The 24,736-nt window shown below is 74.7% G+C and carries 16 protein-coding genes; 2 read left to right on the top strand and 14 right to left on the bottom strand.

All coding sequences use genetic code 11. The features are described from left to right. Nucleotides 1-78: 78 nt before the first annotated feature. From KSED_RS13065 to KSED_RS13050, 4 genes are read right to left on the bottom strand one after another with little or no spacing between them, the layout of a single operon-like run. Nucleotides 79-648: a hypothetical protein gene (locus KSED_RS13065; RefSeq protein WP_143827394.1), complete on the bottom strand. Its 570-nt coding sequence runs from the start codon at nucleotides 646-648 to the stop codon at nucleotides 79-81. A 16-nt stretch (nucleotides 649-664) separates the two neighbouring features. Next, nucleotides 665-1,777 carry a UDP-N-acetylglucosamine--LPS N-acetylglucosamine transferase gene (locus KSED_RS13060; RefSeq protein WP_015780545.1) on the bottom strand — a complete coding sequence of 371 codons (1,113 nt, stop codon included), beginning with the start codon at nucleotides 1,775-1,777 and terminating at the stop codon, nucleotides 665-667. After that, nucleotides 1,774-4,989, bottom strand: coding sequence for a glycosyltransferase (locus tag KSED_RS13055; protein ID WP_015780544.1), 3,216 nt, complete (start codon nucleotides 4,987-4,989; stop codon nucleotides 1,774-1,776). Before KSED_RS13055 ends, KSED_RS13060 begins: the two co-directional genes overlap by 4 nt. Then, nucleotides 4,979-5,389, bottom strand: coding sequence for a hypothetical protein (locus KSED_RS13050; protein WP_015780543.1), 411 nt, complete (start codon nucleotides 5,387-5,389; stop codon nucleotides 4,979-4,981). Before KSED_RS13050 ends, KSED_RS13055 begins: the two co-directional genes overlap by 11 nt. Nucleotides 5,390-5,590: 201 nt before the next feature. On the opposite strand from KSED_RS13050, the gene KSED_RS13905 reads away from it, so the two are divergent. Further along, nucleotides 5,591-7,597 carry a glycosyltransferase family 2 protein gene (locus tag KSED_RS13905; RefSeq protein ID WP_015780542.1) on the top strand — a complete coding sequence of 669 codons (2,007 nt, stop codon included), beginning with the start codon at nucleotides 5,591-5,593 and terminating at the stop codon, nucleotides 7,595-7,597. Between the two features lie 52 nt (nucleotides 7,598-7,649). Here the strand turns inward: KSED_RS13905 and KSED_RS13040 are convergent, their stop codons facing one another. From KSED_RS13040 to KSED_RS12990, 10 genes are all read right to left on the bottom strand, one after another. Continuing rightward, the gene (locus tag KSED_RS13040) at nucleotides 7,650-9,806 is read right to left on the bottom strand and encodes an acyltransferase family protein (protein ID WP_015780541.1); all 2,157 of its coding nucleotides are present in this window, start codon (nucleotides 9,804-9,806) and stop codon (nucleotides 7,650-7,652) included. Further along, the gene (locus KSED_RS13035; RefSeq protein ID WP_015780540.1) at nucleotides 9,803-11,737 is read right to left on the bottom strand and encodes a glycosyltransferase family 4 protein; all 1,935 of its coding nucleotides are present in this window, start codon (nucleotides 11,735-11,737) and stop codon (nucleotides 9,803-9,805) included. The genes KSED_RS13040 and KSED_RS13035 overlap by 4 nt, the downstream gene beginning before the upstream one ends. Further along, on the bottom strand, nucleotides 11,734-13,842 hold the full coding sequence (locus KSED_RS13030) for an acyltransferase family protein (RefSeq protein ID WP_115306696.1): 2,109 nt from the start codon (nucleotides 13,840-13,842) through the stop codon (nucleotides 11,734-11,736). The genes KSED_RS13035 and KSED_RS13030 overlap by 4 nt, the downstream gene beginning before the upstream one ends. Nucleotides 13,843-13,965: 123 nt before the next feature. Then, entirely contained in the window at nucleotides 13,966-14,868 is a 903-nt protein-coding gene (locus KSED_RS13025) for a glycosyltransferase family 2 protein (RefSeq protein ID WP_015780538.1), read from the bottom strand. Between the two features lie 167 nt (nucleotides 14,869-15,035). Next, nucleotides 15,036-16,082 (bottom strand): glycosyltransferase, encoded by a 1,047-nt coding sequence (locus tag KSED_RS13020; protein WP_015780537.1) that lies wholly within the window; start codon nucleotides 16,080-16,082, stop codon nucleotides 15,036-15,038. Next, nucleotides 16,079-17,431 (bottom strand): glycosyltransferase, encoded by a 1,353-nt coding sequence (locus tag KSED_RS13015; protein WP_169307802.1) that lies wholly within the window; start codon nucleotides 17,429-17,431, stop codon nucleotides 16,079-16,081. The genes KSED_RS13020 and KSED_RS13015 overlap by 4 nt, the downstream gene beginning before the upstream one ends. 68 nt (nucleotides 17,432-17,499) lie before the next feature. Continuing rightward, nucleotides 17,500-19,548 (bottom strand): WcbI family polysaccharide biosynthesis putative acetyltransferase, encoded by a 2,049-nt coding sequence (locus tag KSED_RS13900; RefSeq protein WP_015780535.1) that lies wholly within the window; start codon nucleotides 19,546-19,548, stop codon nucleotides 17,500-17,502. Next, the gene (locus KSED_RS13000; RefSeq protein ID WP_015780534.1) at nucleotides 19,545-20,723 is read right to left on the bottom strand and encodes a glycosyltransferase family protein; all 1,179 of its coding nucleotides are present in this window, start codon (nucleotides 20,721-20,723) and stop codon (nucleotides 19,545-19,547) included. The genes KSED_RS13900 and KSED_RS13000 overlap by 4 nt, the downstream gene beginning before the upstream one ends. Continuing rightward, on the bottom strand, nucleotides 20,720-21,889 hold the full coding sequence (locus tag KSED_RS12995) for a glycosyltransferase family 4 protein (protein WP_049758579.1): 1,170 nt from the start codon (nucleotides 21,887-21,889) through the stop codon (nucleotides 20,720-20,722). Before KSED_RS12995 ends, KSED_RS13000 begins: the two co-directional genes overlap by 4 nt. Before the next feature lie 199 nt (nucleotides 21,890-22,088). Beyond that, nucleotides 22,089-23,168, bottom strand: coding sequence for an inositol-3-phosphate synthase (locus KSED_RS12990; protein WP_015780532.1), 1,080 nt, complete (start codon nucleotides 23,166-23,168; stop codon nucleotides 22,089-22,091). 181 nt (nucleotides 23,169-23,349) lie between these two features. Between KSED_RS12990 and KSED_RS12985 the strand changes: the two genes are divergently transcribed. Continuing rightward, nucleotides 23,350-24,648, top strand: coding sequence for a glycosyltransferase family protein (locus KSED_RS12985; RefSeq protein WP_143827393.1), 1,299 nt, complete (start codon nucleotides 23,350-23,352; stop codon nucleotides 24,646-24,648). Nucleotides 24,649-24,736 lie beyond the last annotated feature (88 nt).

Below are 24,736 nucleotides of genomic sequence, written 5' to 3'. Positions count from 1 at the left end.
CTGCGGGAACCCGCGAGGCGGCGGTCATCGGGGGGGTCGGGGATGTGACGCTCCCGACTCCCGGGCCCCCCGGGGGCCTCAGCGACCCGCCGCGTCCCGCCGCCGGCGGGCCTCGCGGCGCCGGGCCGCGAGGACCTCCAGCGCCTGCAGGTGCTCCGGTGCCAGGCCCGCTGGTCCGGCGCGGAACACCCACCGGGCCCCGAAACCGGTCACCAGGTCGGCCACGCGCCGCCCGAGGACCTCGGGCGTGGCCGCGTGGGCGGGCACCAGGTCGAAGGGGCACCCCGTCGCGCGGGCCGCGCCGACGGCGGCCTCACTGGCCAGGAACACCGGCCGGAAGAAGGGGTGCTCCACCTGCTGCCGCGCCACCGCGGCCAGGGCGGCCTCCTCGTCGGTGCCCAGGTGGTGCACCTCCACCCCCACCACCGGCCAGCGGGACGGCTCCGGGTCCTGGGGGAAGCGGCGGGCCCGCTCGGCCGCGGCCTCGTCCTGCGTGGCCAGGGGGAGGATCCGCTCCTCGCCCTCCAGCGCAGCGAGCCGGCTGAGGGCGTCCACCAGGATCGGCTGCGAGCGCACGGCGGCCGCGGTGGAGGTCGCCGCCCACCGCAGCGCCGGGCGGCGCCGCACCACGCGGGCGACGGTCTTCATGACCTGAGTCTGCCGGTCAGCCACCGCGCACCTCCCGGAGCACCTCGGCGATGACGGACGCGGCCGCCGGGGTGCCGTTGCCCGGGTCGGCGGACATGGCGGAGGAGGCCAGTGCCGCACCGTCTGCGAGCAGCCGCTCCACCGCATCGACGGCCGTGGCCGGGGTGACCTCGGGCAGGTCGACGGCCCACCCCCGGTGGCTGGCCCAGTCGGTGCGGCGGCCCTGGTCGTCCAGGTTGGTCGCGGTGTTCGGCACGAATGCGCTGGGCAGACCCAGGCGGAGCGACTCGTGGAAGCTGTTGTACCCACCGGCGACGAAGGCCAGGTCGAACGCGGCGAAGCAGCGCGCGATGGGGAAGTCGCGCACCACGTGCACGTCGGGGGCGTCGACCGCGCGCTGGGCGATGGCCGGCTGCGTCACGCACACCCCGATGCCGCGCTCCCGCAGCGCGGTGGAGACCGCACCCACCGCATCGGAGGTGTCGTTGATGTTGCCCGCGCCCAGGGAGAGCAGGGCCAGCCGCCCCTCGGCGGGCAGCCCCAGGTGGCGGCGCGCGGCTGCGGCGTCGAGCAGGTCCGACCGGTCCACCAGGGTCACCGGCCCCACCCGGGCCACGCGGGGGTCGTCCAGCGCGGCGGTGGCCCCCGCATCGGCCGGCGCAGCGAGGTCACCGGGCTCGATGACGCGGGCGAACCAGTCGGTCTTCTCGAGCTGGTCGGTGTTCAGGCCGGGCTTCCACATGCCGCGCCGCGACCAGATCCACCGGGTGCTCGGGAAGGTCGCGACCGCCGCGTCGATGCCCCGGTAGGGGTGGGTGCCGTCGAAGACCACCACGTCCGGCCGCACGCGCTCCAGCACGTCGTGCAGGCGCTGGGCGAAGAAGCGACTCCACTCGGCCGAGCGCATGCCCGTGGCCCCCGTGCTGGGCAGGTACTCGGTGTCGTACCCGAGGGTGCGCACCATCGGCGCCGCGGTCGAGAGCGACAGGAACGAGGTCTGGACCCCCGGCACCACGCCGGGCAGGTGCCGGGCGTAGGCGAGCAGGCGGGTCAGGTGCCCCATGCCGGTGCCGTTGCTCGACATCATGAGCACCCGGGGCCCGTCGCCGCGGCGCACGGCCGGGCTCACGAGGGCACCGCCTCGGACTGCGGGGCGGCCGGCTGGGCCTGCGCGCGGGGCGCGACCGTCACCCGGCCCGGGGCGGGCTGCGCCGTGCGCCACACCAGACCGGTCGTCGGCGGCCCGGCGGGGAGCTCCAGCCGGGTCTCCCGCCCCTGCGGGTGGCTGGTGGTGCCCTGCGACACCAGGCAGGCGATCTCCCCGTCACGCAGCAGCACCAGGGCCCGCAGGCCGTCGATGCGGTGTGCCGCCTCGAGGGCCGCCTGCTCGCCGTGCCCCGCATCGAGGGCGTCCAGGTGGGCGGTCAGTGCGGCCTGCACGGCGGCCTCGGGGCCGACGGCAGCCAGGGCGTCGGCGCGCTCTCCGTCGGCCGGCCGCCGCAGCGGCAGGACCTGGCTGACGGCCCCGGCCCCGGCACCGAGCTCGACCGCCAGCGGCAGCCGGGGGTCGTCGGTGGTCCGGACGGTCAGGGACAGGGGCGCCTGGGGGGCACCGGCGTCGGCGGGGTCAACGCCCGCCCCGGCTCCCGCCTCCGGGGCGGCCTCGTCCCGCAGCTCGTCGACGTGGGCGGCGAAGGACTCCCGCGAGTAGCGCTCGGCCACCACGGCCAGCTGGTGCTCCACGCGCTGGCGGTACAGGCCCGGCACGGTGAGCAGCTCGTGGACGACCTGCGGCACCTCGTGCGGCTCGGCGTACAGCAGGAGGTCGCCGAAGGTGTCGCGGTGCTTCGGGGTCGCCACCACCGGCACGCCGCTGGCCGCGGCCTCCAGCAGGGTGCGCCCGAAGGCCTCGTGGGCGTGGGGGTTGTCCACGTAGACGAACACGTCGATCCCGGCCAGGAAGTCCTGGACGCCCTGGCTGCCGTGCTTCAGCAGCTCCCACGGGGACGAGGGCGCCTCGACGGGGAGGCCCGCCTTGCGGGCCTCCTGCTTCAGCCGCTTGACGGTGATCGGCGCCCCCATCATCCGCACGTGCACCCGGGGGCCGAAGTCGTAGGCCGCGCGGAGGGTCTCCCACTCGGTGGGGAACTTGATGCGGTCGTCGCGGGAGTAGCGGCCCACGACGGGGGTCGCCGCGGGCGGCTGCTCCGGGTCCCGGGTGCGCCAGGTGGCCAGGTCCACCAGGCCCGGGTCGTCCCAGGGCGTCAGGGCGGAGGTCTCCCGCTGCAGCAGGCGGCGGATGGACGGGCCCTGCGGCGCCCACAGCGGGTCGGTGCCGAACAGCTCCCGGGCGTTCCTCTCCACGGTCCCCACGGCGTAGCGCTGGTCGGAGCCGTCCACCTCGGCAGGTGCCTGGTTGGCCACGACCACCAGGATGCGCGGACGCACCCCGGTGGGGCTCCCGTCCGGGCCCTTCGGCGCGCTGGGCGGGTACTGCAGGATCGGGGGGTAGCGCAGCAGCAGGACGTCGATGTCCACGGCGTCGTCCAGGTGCACCATCCGCACCCGGCCGGCGTCCAGCAGCTCCTGCAGCGGGGTGCACAGCGGGTCGTCGGTGGCGCGCATGAAGCGCAGCGCCTCCAGGTGCATCACGCCCACCTCGAGACCCGCCTCCAGGAGGCTGTGGATCTCCTCCAGCATCGAGCGCTGTGGCCCGCCGTAGCGGCGCCAGTCCCCGGCAAACACCGCATCGAGGTGCGGTCGGGGGGAGCCCGGCGGCCGCAGGGCGGAGCTCCACCGGCGCGGGCCGGCGATCTGCGGCGGGCCGTCCGGCTCGAGCCAGGGGTCCTCCCCGGCCGCGATGCGGGCGTGCCACCCCGCGTAGGCGTTCTTGTACTCGTGGCGGGCGGAGTGGCGCCACCCGAGGGAGAAGTCGGCGGCCGAGAGCGAGGAGGCATCGGTCCGCATGAGCACCAGCACGTGCCGCGACTGGTGGACCGGGCGTCCGGTGGCGGCCTCCAGTCGGCGGGCGTACTCGGTGTCGGCGGCCTTGCGGACCGGGTCGAAGAAGCCCACCCGGGCGACCCCCGGCACCATCGGCACCATCAGGCTCGGCGCGCAGGGGATGGCGCCGCGGTACCCGGGGCGGGTGATGCGCAGGTCGTCACCGATCCGCAGGGCCAGCTGGCGCGTCGCGATCTCCGGCACCCCGCGCGCGGTGTGCAGTGGGTCCGCGGGGTCCAGCAGCGGGCGCACCCCGGCCTCGAGCAGCTCGGGGTGGGCCCAGTCGTCGCTGTCCAGCACCACGATCGCGTCACCGGTGGCGCGCCGGATGGCGGTGTTGCGGCAGCGGTAGGTGCCACCGTTGACGGCCTTGCGGATCACCTGGATGCGGGGGTCGAGCTCCTCGATGGCCTCCAGGATGCCCGGGGTGGGCTCCGGGGAGGCGTCGTCGACCACGAGGAGCTCCCAGTTCTGCCAGGTCTGCGAGACCAGCGAACGGGCAGCGAGCAGCACCTTGGGGCCCGGGTTGTGGGCGCTCATGATGACGCTGACCCGGTAGGGGTGGTCCACCGGGGTGCCGCCCTCCCCCAGGAGGCGGTCGAAGGGAGTGCTCAGCAGGGTGTCGGCGTCCAGGCCGTGGCGTGCCAGCCACCCCCGGTCGAAGAGCTCGTCCACCGAGGCCAGGCGGACGGTGGAGCCCAGTCCGGCGCCGAGCCGGCCCGAGAAGGCCTCCCACCAGGCGTGGTCGTCGGCGGTCGGTCCCGCCTGCGGCCGGTGCGGGTTCAGTAGGTCGATGTGGGAGAAGGCCGTGGTGTGCTCGGTTCCCCGCCCGCGGTCCAGCACGGCGGTGGCGTGCCGCGCGTCGTCGCCCTGGCCGCGCACCAGCAGCAGCTGGGCCCAGAGGTCGGCGTGGGCATCCCGCGGGTGCTGGCCGCCACTCAGGGCGTCCGCCAGGGCGTACAGCCCGAGTCCCGCGGAGATGCCCGCGGGGTCCGAGAGCTGCAGGGCGGCGACCCGCGCGTACTCGCAGAGCAGGCGGGCGTCGGGTGCCGCCAGACCACTGACGGCCTCTGCTGCGCTGAGCTCCCCCGCATCGACCCGGCGGCCCAGGTCCTCCAGCTGCTGCGCGGTCGTGTCGGGCCCCCCGGCCAGCACGGCCAGAACGGCGCGACCGGCCACGGACTTGGTGCGCAGGAGGGTGGCCACCAGACGGCTGGGCTGGCGGGCGGCGTGGCGGGCGTGGTCGGCCGCAACCCGCGCATCCGTCGTGAGGGGGGTGTCGGCCAGGTCGACGGGGGGACCGGGGGTGGCTGCGACCGGGAGCGGCTCAGCGGTCATCGCGCACGGAGCGGAGGTCCTCGGCCGCCGACTCCAGGGCGGTCTGGGCGCGGTCGAGGCGCCCCATGTACTGGGCCTGGATCAGGCGCACGGCGCCGGTGACATCCTGCTGCGGCGCCGCGGTGGTGGCGACGGGCCGGCCCGCGGGCTGGGCGGCCCGCGGGGCGGGGCCGGCCACGGGGTTCACGTCGAGCTTCACCGAACGCAGCAACGCCTTCACCCGGCGCGGCAGGTAGCGGGTGCGCCGGTTGGTGTCCAGGACCACCACGAACTGGGCGGTGAGGATCAGGCCGAGCGCGGCAGCGGTGAGCCAGTACAGCTCGAAGGCGGCTCCGACGGCGGCCAGGACCACCAGCAACAGGGCGCCGGTGATGGCGGCCAGCATCTTCGTGGACTTCATGGGCTCCCGTTCCGGCACGCGAGGTGCGAGAGGTGCAGTGTCAGGTGACCGACGGCGTCGACGGCGGCGGTGTCACCCGAGAGTATGGCAGTGCGCCGCGTACGATCGTCCCGATCCGTGCGGGGTGTCGCCGATGCCGGGGTGCGAGCCGGGCCCGGTCCCGCCCCGACCCGTCCCCGTCCCGAGTGGAAGGCCCCGTCCGTGGCAACGTCCGAGACCGCCGTCCGGCCCACCGCACACGCCTCGCCGACGGACCACGCGGTGGCCGCGGCCCGCGCCGGACACGTGGAGGGCCTGGACGCCTGGGTGGCCGGTTCCCACGACACCCCCCTGGCGATGCTGGTGAGCGCCCTGCGCACCGATGCCCCCGTCCTGGTGGACGGGCTGGCCCGGGCAGCCACCGACGGTGCCCTCTCGATGGCGGACCTGGCCGCCCGCGTGGACGCCGCCGACTCCCTGACGGAGGTCCTGGCCCCCACGGTCGCCGGCGACGGCGTGGACGACCTGCCGCCGCAGGACCGGGAACGGGCCATCGCATCCGTGGCCTGCGTGGCGGCCTACTGGTGCGGGCGGGCGCTGGACGAGGCCTCCACCGCCCGCGGGCTGCGGCTGTTCGAGGCGGTGCTGGAGCTGCGCGGCATCGAGGGCGTGCCGGAGAAGGTGCGGGCCATCCCGCTGCAGCAGGCCCTGCTCTCGGGGCGGCCCGAGCTGGCGCGCCGCTGGGTGGACCTGCCGGGTGCGCGCGCGGACATCGTGCACGGGGTGCGCGTGGACCTGGCCCGGGACGGTGACCCCCAGGAGTGGCTCGCCCTGCTCAACGGTCCGTTCACCGAGAGCGGGTGCACCCCCATCGAGCTCACCGGTGAGGGGAGCACCCCCTACGACCGGATGGAGGCTGCCGCACCCCACGTGGTCGAGGACGGTCCCGTGGTGACGGTGCTGATGCCCTGCTGGCAGCCGGACGAGGAGGGACTGGTCACCTCCGTGCGCAGCATCATCAACCAGACTTGGCGGCCGCTGGAGATCCTGGTGCTCGACGATGCCTCGGGCCCGGAGTTCGACGAGCTGTTCGAGCGGGTGGGGCGCATGGACGAGCGCATCCAGGTGGTGCGCATGGGAGTCAACGGTGGCTCCTACATCGCGCGCAACCACGGCCTGTCGATCAGTCACGGCGAGTTCGTCACCGTCCAGGACGCCGACGACTGGTCGCACCCGGAGCGCATCGAGCGCCACGTCCGGGACTTGCAGGCGCACCCGAACGCGCCCGCGAACCGATCCCGGGCGATCCGGGTGAAGGACGACCTGACCCACCAGTGGCTCGGGTACCCCACCCACCGGCGCAACGCCTCCAGCCTGATGGTGCGCCGCGAGGTGCTCGCCGAGACCGGCGGCTTCCAGGCGGTGCGCAAGGGGGCCGACTCCGAGTACCACTTCCGGCTCGATGCGCTGGGGCGTCCGGTGCGCGACATCGACGACTACCTGGCGGTCATCCGCCTGAGCACGGGCAGCCTCTCCCGCGGTGACTTCATGTGGCACCGCAACAACCCCGACCGTCTGCTCTACCGCGGGGTGTACGCGGCTTGGCACCGCGCCATCCGCAAGCAGGGGGGTGGGAAGGGTGTGCGGGCGCGGCGTCTGGCGGCGCTCTCCGGCATCGACGACTCCACCACGTTGCCCTTCTGGGTGCCGCGGGCGTGGAGCCGCGACCTGCCGGCGGGCGAGGGGGAGAGCTACCCGGCCAGCGACGAGGAGATCACCCACGCGTGGGTGCTGCGCGGTGACTTCAGCCAGGCCAGCCGGGCGAAGCAGGTGCGGGAGTTCCTCGAGGCGGGGATCCGGCCCGTGCTGTGGCACCAGGAGCGGGCATTGCCGATCTCCGAGCGGCGGCGGGAGCTCGACCCGAAGGTGGCCGACCTCATCGTGGCCGAGGGACTGCGCTACGTCTCGGTGAACGAGAAGACTCTGGCACGCAACCTGCTGGTGCTCGACCTGGGGCTCGCCTCCCGCGACCCGGGCCAGGTGCGGGCCGATGCGGTGTGGATCGACGCCGACCGGCTCACCGAGAACACGGGCCCGGCCAGCTTGGTGGACCTGTGGGCGGTGCCCGGTCACCTGCGCGAGGCGTTTGGCGTGGGTCCGCAGTGGGTGACGCGGCAGGAGGACCCCGCGCACTGCGGCATCGCCGACGCGCGCCCGGCGCCCTGGTGAGACGTGACTCGATGCAGGGGTGACGCCGGGGGCGTACCTCTCGGTGCAGGCGTCAGTCGGCGATCGCTGCGTCCAGGCGGGCGTCGAACACCGGCTGCAGTGACTCCACCCAGGTGGCCGTGACGTGGCTGCCCTGGCGGTAGGTGAGGACACCGCCGACCACTGCGCGGCAGGTCCCCTCCGGGCACAGGTAGTCGTTGAAGTCGATGAGGGAGGCCCCGTCGAGCTCCTCCACGGTGGCCTGCAGGGCCGGGGTGCCGACGCCTGGCTTCTCCCGGAAGTCACAGGCCGACACGTTCTCCGGGTTCTCCGCGACACACTCGTAGACCTTGCCGCCCGGCTGCGGGGTGTCGGCGATCGCGACGACCGTGGTGCCCTCCTCCACGAGGGGCTCGAAGTTCTCGAGGTATCCCTCGACCATGGCCTTGCGGGTGGGCTTGTCCCCGTCCGCCGGCTGGGCGACGTCGCGCAGGCCGGAGAACACCAGGACCTCCGGGGGGTCGGTCAGCAGGGTGTCCCGCACGGCGGCGACCCACTCCTGGCACTCGGGGTACGGCTTGCCCTGCGGCACCTGGAGCGCCGCCGAGAAGCTGCACGCCGACTTGGTGTTCGACCGCACGCGGTAGCCGTTCTCCCGTGCCCACGTGTCCAGGGCGGGGAGCCACTGGAAGGCCTTCGAGTCGCCGACGAGGGCGATCTCCTTCTCGGCCTCGGGGTCGCCCAGCACGCACTCGTGGGGCTCCGGGCTGTCCTGCTCAACCTGGCACCCGTCCTCGTACTGGGGTGGGACGTCCTCGGTGGCCTCGAGCGGGTCAGGGGTGATGGTCTGCGGTGCGGCGGGGTAGGCACTGGCGTCGGCACGGGCAGGGAGCACCCGGTTCACCGCACGCGGCCCCGTGCCGGACCCCGGGGAATCCGAGGCGTCACTCGCCGCGTCACCACCCGGCGCGGACTCCTGCGGCAGGAGCACCCGGGCCCCACCCGTGTTGGCGGCCGTGTCGTCCGTCGGCTTGCCCGGGGCGACCGCCAGCAGGCTCGCGGCCAGCAGCGCCCCGGTGGCGGTGAGGGTCCCGCCCAGGACCAGGGCGTTGCGGGTGCGCTTGAACGGGGCGGCGAAGCGCACCGGGTTCTCGATGAAGCGGTTGCCGGCCCAGGCCAGGGGGAACGAGGCCAGGGCAGCGGCCACGGTGGCCCACAACGGTGCGGTGCGGCCGGCGAAGATCCCCTGCTCGGTCAGGACCACCAGCGGCCAGTGCCACAGGTACAGCGAGTAGCTCAGCGCACCGACCCACAGCATCGGCGCCGACCCGAGGGCCCGCAGCACCGGACCCCGCCCGGAGGCCCCTCCGACCAGGGCCGCAGCCGTACCCAGCGTGGGCAGCAGGGCCGCCGTGCCGGGCCACGGGGTGGCGGCCGTGATGGTGAAGAAGGACACGCCGATCACCGCCAGCCCCAGGACGATCAGCAGGGTGCCGATGCGGGGTGACAGCCGGGGCCAGACGGTCGCCCCGCAGGCCACCAGGCCACCGATCGCGAGCTCCCACAGGCGGGTGGTGGTGACGAAGTAGGCGGTCTCCGGGCTGTTCTGGGTCTGCACCACCGACCACACCAGGGACGGGATCGCGATGGCCAGCAGGCCGAGGGTGGCGGTGGGCAGCAGCGGGGTGCGGGCCCGCGTGACCACGAGGCCGACCACCAGCAGCACCAGCGGCCAGACGACGTAGAACTGCTCCTCCACGGCCAGCGACCAGTAGTGCTGCACGGGGGAGGGCTCGGTGTCCTCGGCCAGGTAGTCCACGGACTGGTCGGCCAGCCGCCAGTTGATCAGGTACACCGCCGCGAGGCCGATGTCCCAGGCCACGTCCTTGAAGCGGGTCAGCGGCAGCAGCAGCCACGTGCCGATCGCCGTGAACGCCAGCACGAGCGTGGCCGCGGGCAGCAGCCGCTTGAAGCGCCGCCCGTAGAAGGCCGGCAGGTCCACCGTGCCGGTGTTCCCGACCTCCTTGAGGAGCTGCCCGGTGATCAGGAAGCCCGAGAGCACGAAGAAGATATCCACGCCCGCGTAGCCGCCGGTGATGAGGGGCAGGCCGGCGTGGTAAGCCAGCACCGACAGGACCGCGATGGCGCGCAGTCCCTCGACGTCCGGCCGGAAGGACGCCGGGCGGTGCCCGGTGGCCGTGGAGGGCGGGGCGGGAGCGACGGCGCTCACGAGGGGATGTCCGGTCGGTCCAGGGCGACGGCGGCCAGGCGCCGGAGGGTGTCCTGCGTGTCGAGGTGGTCCCGCACGTCCTGGCGCGCGGTGGCCGAACCGGCCTCCCAGGCGGAACGGTCCGCGTGGGTGAGAATCCGCTCCACGGCGGCGTCCACGCCATCGGGGCCGGTGTCGACCACCCAGTGCGGGGGCAGCACGTCGCGGGCGCCCCCGTGGCGCCGGAACACGGGCCAGTCACGCACGACGGGCACGCACCCCGCCGCCGCCCCCTCGACGACGCCGAGGTGGAAGGACTCGCGCCGGCTGGTGCTCAGGACGAAGCCGCAGCCCGCCAGGTGCCCCGCCACGTCATCGGTGTGGGGGACGAACTCGAGGGCGTCGCGCACGTCGTCCTCCTCGATGCGGCGGGCGAACTTGCGGGTGTACGGCCCGTGCTCCCCCGCATCGCGCAGGTCGTCGCCGATGAGGCGCAGGCGCCAGGTGGGGTCGTGCTCCCGGAGGCGGGCCAGGATCTCCACGGCGCGCAGGGGGTCCTTCACCCGGCGGCCCCACTTGACCATCACGAGGCGTCGGTGGGCGTCCTCGGTGCCGGGGACCTCGAACCAGTGGTCGTCGAGCACGTGGCCGACGACGTGGACCGGCGGGAGGTCGAGGCGGGTGCCGAGGGCCTCCACCGCCACGCGGGCCACCGGTGCCCCCACCGCCACCAGTGCGTCCACCGAGGACCACCGCAGCAGGTGGAGCCAGGGGTCGAGCGTGTCCAGGCTGTGCAGGCGCACCACCATGCGCTGGTGCGGTGCGGCGAGGTGGCTCGCCCACACCGCGGGCAGGTCGGCCCACTCCGCCCAGATGACGTCCGCAGCGGCCAGACGCTCGACGGCCTCGGCCGGCAGGCCGTGCTCACCCTCGGTGACCAGCGAACGCACCCGCGCCAGGTTCTCCCGGGTGGGGTTCCGGCGCCGCAGGGCGGGGGCCAGCTCGGCCAGGTCGAGCAGGTCCACCGTGCAGCCGGAGGCCTCCAGGGCCCGGATGACCGGCCCCTCGAACCGGCCGTAGGTGCCCGGCAGCAGCACCACGTGCGGTGCGGCGGTCGACGCCTCCGGGCGGGGCGTCGCGACCGGCCGGGGCCGTTCGGCGGCCAGTTCCTGCCAGCCGGCCGTGGAGCGCAACGGTGCCAGCCAGGACTGGGGCTGCTCCACCAGGGGGGAGCGCAGGGTGTCCGCGTGCAGTCCGCGGTGGAAGGTGAGCATGACCAGTGCGGCCAGGTCGTGGGCCGAGAGGGCACTCTCGGCGAGGTCCTCCAGGTACCGCTGCAGGCGGGCGGTGCCCCCGGACCACAGGTCCTCCCGGACCAGCCGGGAGGCCGCATGCACCCGCTGCCGTGGGGTGACGGCACCGGGCACGTCGTCGGCCAGCTCGAGGACGGCCCGCGGGTGCAACTCGCCGGCGGCGACGGGGCGCGCCAGCAGCTCGGTGACGGCGGTGGTGGCCGCCCCGTCCGTGGCGACGTCCACCGCATCGAGGTGGACGGCGCGTGACCTGCCCGGCCACACGACCATCGCGTCGGCGGCCAGGGTGGCGATGCGGGGGTCCCCGAGCAGCGCCTGGGTGAACGGCTCGCTCTCGGGGGTGCGGTGCAGGGCGTGCAGGAGGCCCCGGGCGTCCGCGGTGGAGCTCTCACGGGGGTGCAGGACCCGCAACCCGCCCGACCCGAGCTGTTCCAGCAGGTGGGCGCGGTCCTCGTCGGCCTCAGCATCAGCGGTGACGTACTCCCAGGCCGCCTCGGGGGTGGCGAGGGTGACCCGGTGGTGCTGTGCGAGCAGGTGTCGGATCGTCCGCGCGTCGACGAGCACCTGGTCGGCACTGCTCGCGCACCACAGGACGGTGCGCCCGGTGGTGCCGGCGGGGGTCAGGGACGCGGGGCTCACTGCGCGGCCGCCAGTGCAGCGTCGAGGCGGGCGCCGAACATCGGCGAGAGGGTGCGGGCGTAGGTGTCGCTGATGTGGCTCCCCTGTCGGTAGGTCAGGACGCCGCCGACCACGGGGCGGCAGGTGCCCTCGGGGCAGACGAAGTCGTTGAGGCTCATGAACTGGGCCCCGTCGACGGCGTCCACGGCCTTCTTGAGCGTGGCGCTGCCGCGGCCGCCTTCGTCCGGGAAGGTGCACTCGTTCACGGAGTCGAGGTGCTCGGCCACGCACTCGTAGACGGGCGTTCCGCCGGGGCTGGTGGTGTCGTCGACGACGACCACCTTGGTGCCACGCTCGAGGAGGGGGGTCCACACCTTCTCGTACCCGGTCACGACCTTGGCCTCACCGTTGTCACCGGCGCCGGCCATGAGCGAGCTGGTCAGCAGGATGTCGGGGTCCAGGGCCGTGATCTTCTGGTTCACCTGCTGCCCCCAGTCGTGGCAGCCCTGCCACCGCGGGTCGTCGGTGGCCAGCAGCTCGCCGTTGAACGGACAGGCGGACTTGAAGTACGTGACCACCTGGTAGCCGTTGGCCCGGCCCCAGTCGTCGATGGCGGGGATCCACTGGTCGATCTTGGAGTCACCGGCGGCCACGAGCACCTTGTCGGAGTCCTCGTCACCGAAGGTGCAGGACTTCACGTCGGTGCCGTCGACGCTGGTGACGCAGCCCTCGTCCTTGGTGACCGGGTAGTCCTTGGTGGCGTCGGTGACCGCGGGGGTGATGCTCTTCGGGGCGTCCGGGATGGCGGCCTCGGTCACGACCGGCGTGGTGGTGGCCTTGACGTCCTGCGGGCCCATCCCTTCCGGCAGCAGGGCCTCGGCGCCGACGCGCTCGTCGGTCTGCTTCGGGTCGGCGGTGGGGCTGCTGGGCGTCCCGGGGGAGAGGGTCACCAGTGCGACCGCGCCCAGGGCGCCCAGGACGCTCAGGCCCGCCCCGAGGCTCAGGGCGTTGCGGGTGCGCTTGAACACGGGCGCGAAGCGCACGGGGTTCTCGATGAGGCGGTGCCCCAGCCAGGCCAGCGGGAAGGCGGCCAGCACGGCGGCGGTGGTGGCCCACAGGGGCGCGTCGCCGTCGTAGAAGCCCTGGTTCACGAAGGTCACCAGCGGCCAGTGCCACAGGTACAGCGAGTAGCTCAGGGCGCCGACCCACAGCATCGGGGCGGAGCCGAGGACCCTCACCAGGCCCCCGGAGGCGGCGGCGCCACCCACCAGCACCAGCGCGGTCGCGACGGTGGGCAGCAGGGCTGCGGTGCCGGGCCAAGGGGTGGACGAGGTGATGACGAAGAAGCTGGCGAACAGGGCCACGAGCCCTCCCAGGACGAGGATGGAGGCGAGGCAGGGGGCGATGCGGGGCCAGACGGCCGCGCCGCAGGCCACCAGTCCGCCGAGGGCGAGCTCCCACAGGCGGGTGGTGGTCACGAAGTAGGCGGTGTCGGGACTGCCCGCGGTGTGCAGGACCGACCACACGAGCGAGGGCACCGCGATGGCCAACAGGCCGATGGTGGCGACCGGGGCCAGGGGGCGACGGGTGCGGGTGACCACGAGGCCCACGACCAGCAGCACCAGCGGCCAGACGACGTAGAACTGCTCCTCGACCGCGAGTGACCAGTAGTGCTGCACGGGGGAGGGCAGCGTGTCCTCCGCGAGGTAGTCCACGGACTGGTCGGCCAGGCGCCAGTTGATGAGGTACACCGCCGAGGCGCCGAGGTCCCAGGCGATGTCCTTGAAGCGGGTGATGGGGAAGATCAGCCAGGTGCCGATCGCGGTGAACAGCAGCACCATCGTGGCGGCCGGGAGCAGGCGCTTGGCGCGGCGGCCGTAGAAGGCCGGCAGGTCCACGGTGCCGGTGCGGTCCACCTCCTTGAGGAGCTGTCCGGTGATCAGGAAGCCCGAGAGCACGAAGAACACGTCCACGCCCCCGAAACCACCGGTGACCAGGGGGAGCCCTGCGTGGTAGGCCAGCACCGAGAGGACCGCGATGGCGCGCAGGCCCTCCACGTCGGGCCGGAAGCCGGCAGGACGTCCTCCAGTGGCGGCGGCCGGGGGCGCCGGGGCGACAGCACTCACAGGGAAGGGTCCTCGCGACGGGTGACAGGGCGGGCGGTGACAGGTCACTGCAAGGGCCCACGATAGCCGCGGACCGCGGCCGAACCGTGCAGATCCGGCGTCACCGGTCGAGGGTGGCCGGGGTCAGGGCCGGGCGACCAGCTCCCAGGCGCCGGTGTCCGCATCGCACCGGACCAGCCCCGCCTCGGCGAACTGGGCGAGCCACCCCTCCATCGGCCACCACCCCCACCGCTCGGCGAACACGCCGGCATTGCGGACAACGTCCTCGACGTGGTCCCACGGCGGGGAGTGCGTGGTGTGCCACTGGTGGTGGGCGGTGGCACCCCCGAGCCAAGCCATGCTCCCCCCGGCGGCGCCGAGGCGCTGGGCGAAGTCGGTGTCCTCCCCGCCGTACCCCACGTAGGCCTCGTCGAAGCCGCCGACGGCTGTGAAGTCCCGCGCCGTCATCGCGAAGTTCAGCGACCAGAAACGGGTGAGCTCCGGCTCCTCGACCACCTCGCCCGGGGCGGGCGTGGGCCGTCCCGCGGCGGGGTCGGACAGCGCTCGCAGCGCCGCGGGATCCTCCACCGGGTAGTCCTTGGCGGCGTCGGCCACCTCGCGCAGACGGCCGGTGACGCCGCACCACAGACGGGGTGCGGGGGGTGTGTCGTCAGCGGGTGGGTCCTGGGATGCACCACCGACCGTCGTGGCGTAGGTGCCGACGAGCGCGGGCTCCGCCACGCAGTCGACGTCGAGGAAGACCAGCACCCGGGCCCCGGCCTCGGCGGCCACCTGCGCGCCCAGGTTGCGGGCGGAGGCCAGGGGCAGGTTGCCGTCGACCCGGTCGCAGGGGACCACGGTCGTGGTTGAACCCGGCACCGGGTGGGCGGCGAGGACGTCCTCGATCGCCGGGTCGTCCATGGCGACGACCACGTGCAGGTCCGGGGTCACCTCGGAGGCCGCCAGCGAGCGGCGTTGGTTGGCGAGGTGGGTGTGACGCCCGTGGGCCAGGGTGACCACAGCCGTGGTGGGGGCGGATCGGGTCACGTCGGGTCTCCTTCGGGCGGGGCACCGTCATCCTGCCCCACGGGCACCGAACCCTCCTGCCGGGCCGTACGGAGCGGGTACGGGACTGGCGTAGCGGTGGCCGGTCGGGGTGGTCGTGGACACGGACTGTTGCTGGGCGACCACCGGCCCCTCCGCGCCTCGGCCGCTCAGATCTCCCGCAGCACCTCGGCGATGCCCCGGGCGCCCGGCCCGAGCCACCGTGCCCACCCACTCCCGCCGATCCGTCGCGCCGTTCCCAGCAGCCCCGGCCACTGGTGGGCGGCGGGCCAGCCGACACCGGTCGCAGCGAGGCCCAGCCGGTCCAGGGCCCGCGCGGTGGCGGCCTGCTCGTCGTGCGGCCGGTCCTGCCCCAGTACCACCGCCGGCGCCCCGGCGGCAGCGATGTCCGCCACGGCCCCCTGCCCGGCATGGGTCACGACCACACCCGCCCTGCCGAGCAGGGACCGGAGCTCACCCGGCGGCAGGTCGCGCGCCAGCTCCCAGCGCACCGCGGGGTCCGCGGCCCGGAGGGTGGCGGTCGCGCCCGGCCCGGGGGCATCGCTCCCGTGCCCCCACAGCAACACTCCGAGCCCCGGGTCGCGCTGCGCGCTGGCCCGCCCGCCTGCGGCTCCGCCCGGCGTGCCGGCGCCGTGCGGCCCCAGCGCACCACCCGCCCCCGCGAACCGCGAGATCCCCCCGACGAACGTGGTCCGCCCGACCAGGTCCGGTCCGGTCACCACGTGGTCCGGGTGCGCCCCGGCGGGCCAGCAGGCCACGATGCGGGTGGCGATCCGGTAGCCCAGCCGGTGCGCCGCATCGGTCCGGTCGCCCGGCATCGCGACGGTCACCACCGGCACGCCCAGCAGACGCACCAGCGCGGTCACCTCCACCGAGACGTCCACCACCACAACGCGCGGCTGAGCCCGGGACACCCACTGGGCGATCGCCTGCTGCCGGGGACCGAAGCCCGCCCGCAGCGGCGCGAAGTGCAGCGCCCCGCCGGCCGTCACGTCGTGGTGCGCAGCGAGCGCGGCGAGGTCGTCGATGCCGGTCGTGTCGTCCGGCAGCTCCACCCATTCCCCGGGCCAGTCGGCCGGGCGCGGGCGGCTGGAGAGCCCCACCACGGTCTCCCCGAGCGCGGCGCAGGCCCGGGCGACGGCCGTGGCCCGGGTGGAGTGCCCGGCCCCGTGGTGGTGGACGTAGTACCCGATCACAGCCAGGCCTGCCGCACGCGCTCGGCCATCACGTCGTGCGGCAGTAGCCGCACCGCGCCCGCGTCGTCCGGCGCGGCATCGCTCGCCCCCCGCCCCGCTGCGGGAGCGTCCGCACCGCCGCCAGCGACCGGCACGGCGCACCACGCCGCATCCCCCTCACCTCCCGCACCGCCCCCGATGCGGGCTCGCCCCAGGGCGCGCGTCGTCGCCACCCGGACGGGTGACCCACCCACGTCCGGTTCGTCTCCGGCGGCGGGTGGGCTCACCGCATCGGGGCCGGAGGGGCTGCCCGGCTCGCCGGTGACCTCGCGCACCACTGCCTCCCACTCCTGACCGACGGTCACCGGCCGCGCCACGCGCACCCGCCAGCGGCAGCGCGCGAGCACATCCGACGGGGGCTCCCCGGCGTGCACGCGGGGGTCCTCCGCGAGGGCGTCCAGCAGCCCGGCCGATGCGGTGCCGCCCCACCAGACACCCGCGTCCGCCCCGCGCAGCCAGCTCTCCACCGCTACCAGCGCCGCGCCCAGGGGCCATCCGGTCGCGTCGGCCTCGATGACCAGGTCCGGCACCGCGTGCACCAGCCCCCGGCCGCGCACCAGCGGGTGCGTGAGGCGCCGGGCCAGGTGGGCGGTCTCGGCGTTCTTGACGGCCACCAGGTCCTCCGGGCGCCCCGAGATCTCCGGGCCGTCGTGCCACGCCACGGCCCCGGGCTCGTGCCGCAGGTCCAGACCCGCCAGCCAGCACCGCTGGGCGAGCTCCCAGTCCTCCCCGCCGTAGCCCACGAAGGACTCGTCGAAGCCCCCGAGCGCCGTGAAGGCCTCCCGCGGCAGGGCCATCACGGCGCTGATGACGTAGCGGAAGGACGCGTCGTCGGCAGACCGCAGGTCGTCGGTCCACCGGTACCCGTCGGCCAACCACGCCGGTTCCTCGAGCTCCGCCGGGGCCGGCCCGGAACCTTCGAGCCAAGCCGCCACCTGCTCGGGCGTCCAGCCGTCCACCGCGTGGTGCCGGCGCCGCCCGACGACGAGGGTCGGGTGCGGGGCGCTCGCGGCGCGGGCCAGGCGCTCCAGACAGGCGGGCTCGGGGAGCATGTCGCCGTCGAGGAAGACCAGCACCTGCCCGCGGGCGGCCGCCGCACCGAGGTTGCGCGCCGCCGCGGCCCGGAAGCCGCGGTCCTCCTGCCGCACCAGGTGCAGGGCCAGCGGGTGGTCGGCGGGCAGGTCCGGCGGGGTCGCCGACCCGTCGTCGGCCACCACCACCTCGACCTGCTCGGGGGGCAGCGTGGTGTGGCGCAGCGCCTCCAGGAGCCGCGCCAGGGCCGCGGGGGACTCGAAGTGCGGCACCACCACCGAGACCAGTGGGGAGGCCTGTTCCCCGGATCGGCCGGGTGCCTCCGCGGGCCCCGGAGCACCTTGGCTCACCGTGCGGCCCGCAGCATCGCGGCGGCCTGCTCCCAGGAGGGCCACAGGGCCACCGTCTCGTCCTGCTGGGTCGATGCGGGGTCTCCCAGCGCCGTGATGATCGCCCCCACCAACGGGGCGAGGTCCTCAGTGTGGTCCACCAGCGCCATGCTCCCGGGCATACGCTCGGACTGCTCGTCGGTGTAGCGCGAGCGCACCACCACGGGCCGCCGCCCGGCCGCCAGCCAGCTGTTCACCGAGCCCGATGCGGAGACGTGCCGGTGGTAGGCCACCGGCACCGCGACCCGGTGGCCGGCCGCCGCGAGCGCCGCGTCGTCCAGCCACCCGGTGGCCACGAACTGCGTGCCGGCTGCGGCCGCACGCTCCTCCAGCTCGGTCAGCAGGTCCTCGTGGCCGGGGGCGGCGCCGCCGAGGTTGAGCACCCCCATCGGCCGGGCGTCCTCGGGCAGGCGCGGGTCACGGGCCGCGGCGGCGGTGGCGTCCACGACCTCCTCCAGGCCCTTGCCGGGGTAGGCGAACCCGAGCGTGGCCACCCAGCGGCCGGGCGGGAGGGCAGCAGGGCCCGGCCCGTCCGGCGTGGCCGCCGACCGCTCCACCGGCAGCGGGACCACCGTGATGCGGTCCGCGTCGACCCCCGTCGCGGCGGCCAGCAGCTCCCGCTCGTGCTCGCTGCTCACGACCACGCGGTCGCTGGCGCGCACCACGCGGGTGTAGGCCGCGGCGCGCCGCTCCTGCCCGGTGCCGTCGCTGGCCTGTGGGACGTCGTGCAGCACCACCTGCCCCGATGCGGCGTCGCCCACCCAGGCGGTGAACGCCTCGGCCGCGGACTCGGGGGTGCTGCCGAAGGCCCGGTCGGTGAAGTGCACGACGACCTCCCGGCCGGCGAGCCCACCGGGCGACGGGTTGCCCGCCACCGGGGACCCTGCCGACGCGGCCGCGTCCTCGACGCGCAGCACCTCCTCGCCAGCGGCCCGGGCGATCCGCAGGGCGTGCACCACGACCCCGTGGCGGTCCGGTCCCACCACGAGGTGGACGGGGCCGGCGGGGGGCGCGCTCATCGCATCGGCGGCGGATGCGGGCGGTGCGGCGGGTGCGGGGGGTGCGGCGGGTGCGGCGCGGCCATCTGGTGCGGCACCCACCACCCCGGTGGCCAGGAGGTCGTCGCGCACCTTCTCCAGCGCGAACGCCAGCACGCGGGGGTTGCTCCGCAGCCAGGCCGCCTGGGTGGCGACCACCTCCTCGTCGGCGAGGGGTTCGCCCTCCACCAGCCAGTGGTCGCGCGGCTCACCCTCCAGGCCGAGGGCCTCCAGCGTGGCCGCGGTGACCGGCGCGTACACCGACCGCAGCAGCTCCCGTCCGGGGTCGGTGACCTCCCCGCTCACACCGAGTCGCTCCGCCACGCGCTGGGCCAGGCCGATCAGCACCGGGTTGCCCGGGTGGTTGATGGTGTTCGTCGCCCGCGCCCCGGCCGCCCGCACCAGGTCGTCCACCGGCACCGCGCCGGCGGCCTCCTGCCGCCGCCGCTGCTCGGCCAGCGACTCCGCGGCCACCGCCTGCACCACGCGTGCTCCGGGGGTCGGGTCCGGCAGGCCCGCGGCCCGCGCGATGGCCCCAGTGTGGTGGTAGGGCACCAGGGGCGGGTCGACGATGCCGGGGCCGCGCACCAGGCGCTGCTGGGGGTGCAGGCCGCGGTAGCGCACGATCGGCACGATCACGCTGCGCGCCCCCCGCATCGCGCGGGAGATGACCTGCCGGGTGCCGGTGGGCAGGTCGCGGTAGTCGTCCTTCACCGGCTGGGCCACCACGGTGGTGGTGCGCGCCAGCAACCGGTCGAGGTGCTCCAGGTCGTCGGCGGTGAGCTCGTGCACGGGGGGCACGCGCACCCAGGTGGTGCCCGCATCGGCCGCGGAGAGGAGCACCCGCAGGGACTCGGCCTGGCAGTTTCCGTGCACCATCCCCACCGGCCCGTCCGGTACCTCGTGCAGGCCGTAGAACTGGCCGTAGTGGGCGCGTCGGCCGTCGCTGGGGTCGGGCACGTGGGTCACGAAGCCTCCTGGGGGGTCCGTCCCGTGCGGTGGCTCGGGGCGTTGGTCCGGCGGCGGGCCGGGGTGTCGTCCTCGCGGGTCCCCACGCCGGTGGCGTGGGCCGCGACGGCCCGATGGTGGGCAGCGGCGTGCTCGCGGTGGCTCACCACATCCTGCCGTGCCCGGTGGTCGGCCCAGGCGGTGGCCGCGCGCACGTCGCGCCCGGTGCGGGCCTCGGTGATCGCGCCGGCCAGGGCCGTCACGAGGCTCTGGTGCGTGGGCTGCTCGCCCCGCCAGGTGTAGACGTGGCGGGTGCCCTGCTCCTGCAGGTGACCGACGTCGGGCACGACCGGCACCACCCCCAGGTCCAGGCACTGTTCCACCCAGCCCGAGTGCGTCCCCCAGCGGTGGGGGAGCACCGAGATGTCGAGCGCGGCCAGATAGGCGGTGAACCCCGCATCGTCCAGGGGGTCGATCCAGCGCACGCAGGCGGTTCCGGCCTCGTCCTGGTGCCGCGCCCAGGCCACGATGTCGGGGTCGTGGTGGGCCGATGCGGGGTCGGCCACCTCCCGGTGCAGGGTCACCTCGAGCTGCGCCTGCTGCGGGCCCAGGGCCTCGGTGGCGGTCGTGAGCGCCCGGAGCAGCTCCACCCGGCCGGCGTTGGCGCGCAGGGACTTCAGGTGCACGCCGACGGTCACCGGCCCGGTGGGGCGGGGCGGTCGGACGGTGCGGCGGATGGTGTCCAGCGGCTCCATCCGTGGGTGTGGCACGACCGTGGCGGTCCGGCCCGTCAGCGCGCGCACCTCGTCCGCGGCGCCGTGGGTGAGCGTGAGCACCTCGTCGGCAGCGGCGACCAGCACCCGCAGCCGGGCCCGGTGGTCGGTCTGGTCGGCGGTGTGCGGCAGGTCCAGGTCGTGCACGGTCACCACCAGGGGAACCTGCAGCCGGCGGAGTGCTCGGACCCAGTCGCGGATCTGCGCGACGGTGCGGTGCTCGTAGCCGAAGTGCACGTGCACGAGGTCGAACGCGGCGCGGTGGCGCTCGATCCACGTGGGCTCCCAGGCGGGCGAGGGCCACCACACGCGCCGCGGGGCCCCCGGCACCGGCGGGTCCGGCAGCACGCGGGCGCCCGGCCCCAGCGCGTGCCGCACGTAGTGGTGGTCGGCGGGGAGGCTGAGTACGCGCAGCGCCCTCACAGGCCCACCGCCCGGAGGGACCCGCCCCGGGACCCACTGGCGCGGATGAGCTGCTCATAGCGCGCCTCGTAGGCGTCCACCATCCGGTCCAGGCCCAGGCGGGAGACGATCGACTGCCGGACGTCGGCCCGCTCCAGGCCGAGCACCTCCTCCAGCGCGCCGGTGACCCCGCTGCGCCACGTGGCGGGGGGCAGCAGGCGCCCGACCTCGGGCGTCACGATCTCCGGCAGCCCACCGCGGCGCAACGCGATGACCGGCGTGCCACAGGCGGCGGACTCGGCGGCGATGAGGCCGAACGGCTCGTCCCACTGCGGGGTCACCAGGGTGGCGGCGCTGGTGCCCACCACCTCGGCGAGGTGCGGGGGGCCCAGGTGACCCAGGTACTCTACCGCGCCGCCCAGCTGGGGCCGGATCTGCGCGTCGAACCACTCGGGGTCGCTGCGGGGGCCGACCAGGCGCAGGGGTATGCCGAGCTCCCGGGCCATGGCGATCGCCGTGCCCGGGCCCTTCTCCGGCACCAGCCGTCCGAACCAGACCAGCGCGTCACCGCCCTGGCCGAGCGGCCAGACCTCGGTGTCCACGCCGTTGTGCACCACGCCCGGGTGCAGCAGGTCCCCGTGCAGGGCCTCGCGCCACTGCTGCGCGGTGTGGTCGCTGACGGCCACGACCTCGCCGGGCGCGGGCGGGGCCTGGCGGAACGCTCCCAGCATCGGTACCAGGGGAGGGGTGTGCAGGGTGGTCAGCACGGGCACGTCGAGGCGGTGGCGCACCCGGGGCAGGGCCGGGTTGAGGCTGTGGTTGTGCACCACGTCCACCCCGAGGTCGTCGATGTGTGCCGCGAGGGCCTCGTAGGCGCGGGTCACGTCGCCACGGGTCTCCTCCCACGGCGCGGAGGGGTCGACGCTCACCCCGAGGTCGTCCGGGGTGACGATGCGGGTGCCCGGCCCACAGTCCGACCCGGGGGCGGCGAAGACCACCACGTCGTGACCGCGGTGGGCCAGCCGGGTGGACAGGTGCCACGTGAGGGCCTCCAGGCCGCCCGGGAAGGGGGGCCGGATCGGGGAGCGACAGTGCCCCACCACCAAGACGCGCCGGCGCCCGCCGGCCGCCCGGGTCAGCACCGCTCCCCGCGCGTGGCGGCCCCGGGTGAGGGCATGCGGCAGCACCGGGGGGATGTCTGGGTGAGGCGCATGGGATCTCCCGTGAGGGGGGGGGCGGGGGCCCACCCAGTGTCCGCCCACCCCCCCTCTTCGGCAACCCGTGGGCCGGGTGGGCTGTGACACGTCCCCGGGTACGGCAGAGCCCCCCGGCGCACCGGGGGGCTCTGGGGGGGCTCGGCCAGGGGCCGAGGACCTCAGCGGGAGATCAGCTGTCGACCTCGCCGCGGATGAACTTCTCCAGCTCCGCGCGGCCCAGGTCGTCCGGGCGCTGCTCGGGCGGCGACTTCATGAGGTAGGCGCTCGCGGACAGGATCGGGCCGCCGATGCCGCGGTCCTTGGCGATCTTCGCGGCGCGGATGGCGTCGATGATGATGCCGGCCGAGTTGGGGGAGTCCCACACCTCGAGCTTGTACTCCAGGTTCAGCGGGGCGTCGCCGAAGGCGCGGCCCTCGAGGCGCACGTAGGCCCACTTGCGGTCGTCCAGCCACTGCACGTAGTCGGACGGGCCGATGTGGACGTCACGGTCCTCGAACTGGTGGGTCACGTTCGAGGTGACGGCCTGCGTCTTGGAGATCTTCTTGGACTCCAGGCGCTCGCGCTCGAGCATGTTCTTGAAGTCCATGTTGCCGCCGACGTTCAGCTGGTAGGTGCGGTCCAGCTCGACGCCGCGGTCCTCGAACAGCTTCGCCATCACTCGGTGGGTGATGGTGGCGCCGACCTGGGACTTGATGTCGTCACCGACGATCGGCACCCCGGCGTCGCGGAACTTCTGCGCCCACTCGGGGTCGCTCGCGATGAAGACCGGCAGGGCGTTCACGAAGGCCACGCCGGCGTCGATGGCCGCCTGGGCGTAGAACTTGTCCGCCTCCTCGCTGCCGACGGGCAGGTAGGAGACCAGCACGTCGGCGCCGGTGTCCTTGAGCACCTGCACCACGTCGACCGGCTCGGCCGGCGACTCCTCGATGGTCATCCGGTAGTACTTGCCCAGCCCGTCGAGCGTGGGGCCGCGCTGCACCTCGACGTCCGCGGTGGGCACGTCGGTGATCTTGATGGTGTTGTTCTGGCCGGAGCGGATGGCCTGCGACAGGTCCTTGCCGACCTTGTCGGCGTCCACGTCGAAGGCGGCGACGAACTCCACGTCACCGACGTGGTAGCCACCGAGGTCGACGTGCATGAGCCCCGGGACGCTGCTGTCAGCGGGGGTGTTGCGGTAGTACTCCACGCCTTCGACCAGCGAGGTGGCACAGTTTCCGACGCCGGCGATGGCGACACGGACAGTGGACATTTCTCTCCCTTTGTTGCTTCCTGGCGTGACCAACCTCTGCAACCCGGCAGGATGTTCCACGCGTCGAGCGATTCTAGGCCCCGGGGGCCCACCGCGCGCCGACCGGCCATGATGGGCACCGATGACGACGAGACGGGGAGTGGCTGTGGAGCGGATCAGGCGAGTGAGTGGCGCAGGGGGCTTGGCGGGGGTTCGTGCCGCCGTCCGGGGCCGTCGTCGCACCGCTCGCCAGGACCCCCTCCCCCGCCTCGCGATGGGGGCGGCCGGCGGGCCGGACGGGCGCCACGTGGCGCCGCGTCGCCACGGTCCCTGGTTCCCCGCATCGGTGCTGGTGGCGCTCAGCGCCCTCCCGCTGGTGTTCGCCGTGCTGCAGAAGAACAACTGCATCGAGGGTGGGTGGCGCAGCCCGAACCTCATCTGGCGCATGTGCTACTCCGACCCGGTGGTGCGGTGGACCAGCTCCGGCATGAACACGGGGGCGTTCCCGTGGTCCGGCCCGGAGAGCGCCCTGCCGAACGTCCCGCCGCTGCGGGCGGGGCTGCTGTGGCTCGTCGGTGTGCCTGCCGGGGCGTTCCCGGTGGGGGCCGAGCAGCAGGTGTACTTCGCGCTCTGGGTGGTGCTGCTGGTGGTGTCGCTCGCGGCGCTGGTGGTCGCGGTCGTGGACTGGGTGCGCACCGACGGATCGGACCCCTGGGTCGCTGCGCACGTGGCCCTCTCGCCGTTGCTGGTGCCGCTGCTGCTGGTCTCGGACCTGTTGGTCTGGGTTGCCCTGGCCGTCTGGGGGTGCGTGCTGTGGCGGCGGGGCCGGCCGGCGTCCTCCGCCGTGGCCGGTGCGCTGTGGGTTCTGGCCGTGACGGGGCTGCCGGTGCTCGGGGTGCTGGCGGTGGTCTCGGTGGCCGCCCGTCCGGCACGGTTGCGCTCGGCGTGGCTGCCGATGCTGCTGACGGCCGCGGTGGTGCTCGTGCCGTGGGCGGTGTGGAACCCCGAGTCCCTGCGGGGGCTGGCCTTCTGGCAGGCCTCCAGTGGCCACGGGGGCGTCTGGAGCATCGTCGCCGGGGTGGGTGCCGACCGGGCGGACTGGGCCGTGCAGGTGGTGGCCGGCGGAGGGGCCCTGCTGGGGTGCCTGGTGGGCGGCCTGCTGGTGCGCCGCGCCGCGAACGGCCGCGAGGTGGGGGCGGCCCTGGGCGCCGGCCTGCTCATCGCCGTGGCACTCCAGCCCGAGGTGCCCACCCAGATGGGCCTGGTGGCGCTGCCCTTCGTCGCCCTGGCGGGCCTGCGGTGGCGCGAGCACCTGGCCTGGGTGGTCATGGAGGGCTTCCACTTCGTCTTCGTGTGGATGCACATCGGACGGGGCTCCAACGACCGGGTGGGCATGCCCGAGGACGGGTACGCCGCGGTGGTGGCGGCGCGCCTGGCGGTGTGGGTGGTGCTCATCGCCCTGTTCGCGGTGCGTTCGTCCCGCGGTGAGCGCCTGCAGTAGACTCCACAAGTTGTCGTGCGCCCGCATGCCGGTGACGGCTCGTCCACAGCGCTCCGCGTGAGCTCGGACGGGACCGCCGGTTGCGCAC

Origin of the sequence: Kytococcus sedentarius DSM 20547, from assembly GCF_000023925.1 — a bacterium.
Lineage (GTDB): Bacteria > Actinomycetota > Actinomycetes > Actinomycetales > Dermatophilaceae > Kytococcus > Kytococcus sedentarius.
This window is presented reverse-complemented; position numbering and strand designations above follow the sequence as displayed.